General features: G+C 69.7%; 2 pseudogenes. One reads left to right on the top strand and one right to left on the bottom strand.

What is annotated here, in order from left to right:
- Positions 1–491 (top strand): annotated as a pseudogene (locus tag A5695_RS13410) (hypothetical protein); the annotation flags it as partial.
- Positions 492–495: 4 nt separating this feature from the next.
- On the opposite strand, the pseudogene A5695_RS13405 reads toward A5695_RS13410, so the two are convergent.
- Positions 496–871 (bottom strand): annotated as a pseudogene (locus A5695_RS13405) (hypothetical protein); the annotation flags it as partial.

Raw genomic sequence — 871 nt, 5'->3', positions numbered from 1 at the left:
CCGCCCGCACGGCAACCGGCGAGGCCATCTTCACCGCCCTGCACGCGGTTAGCGCCCTGGCCATCACGGGCGGCGACACCCCGCCCCCGGCCCGCATCGTGCTGGAATCCGACGGCGCGGAGAATGTGCCGCTGGACGCCAACGCCCCGCAGGGGGCGTTCACCGCCGCCCGGGCCGCCAAGGCCGCGGGCGTGCAGATCTCGACCATCTCCTTCGGGACGCCGTACGGCACCGTCGAATACGAGGGCGCCACGATCCCGGTTCCCGTCGACGACCAGACGCTGCAGAAGATCTGCGAGATCACCGACGGCCAGGCGTTCCACGCCGACAGCCTGGAATCGCTGAAGAACGTCTACTCGACCCTGCAGCGCCAGATCGGCTACGAGACCGTCAAGGGCGACGCCAGCCTGGCCTGGATGCTGCTGGGCGCGGTCGCGTTGGCCGGTGCGATCCTGGCCGGGCTGTTCCTGAATCGCCGGCTGCCCTCCTGAGCGATCAGACCGGCAGCCGCCGGTTGATCAGCAGCGCCAGCGCCGTCGCGATCAAGGCGGTGATCACGCCCAGGCGCAGCCACCCGGCGCTGCCCGGCCCCGGCACGGTCCGATAACCGATGTCCTTCTCGATGGCGTTGTAGCTCTTGTTGAGCTCGGCGATGTTGCTGGCGGTGTAGGACTGCCCGCCGGACAGCTTGGCGATGGTCTTCATGTGGTCCGTCGAGACCGGGACGGCGACGCGCTGCCCGTCCATCTCGATCTCGCCGGTCTTGGTGCCGAACGAGATCGTCGAAATGGGCACGCCCTCGTCGCGGGCCAGCCGCGCCGCCGTGTACGCCCCGTCGTGCGGGTCGCTGGGATTGGACGGCTTGTTCTCC

The organism is Mycobacterium sp. E1747 (genome assembly GCF_001667775.1).
GTDB lineage: Bacteria > Actinomycetota > Actinomycetes > Mycobacteriales > Mycobacteriaceae > Mycobacterium.
This window is presented reverse-complemented; position numbering and strand designations above follow the sequence as displayed.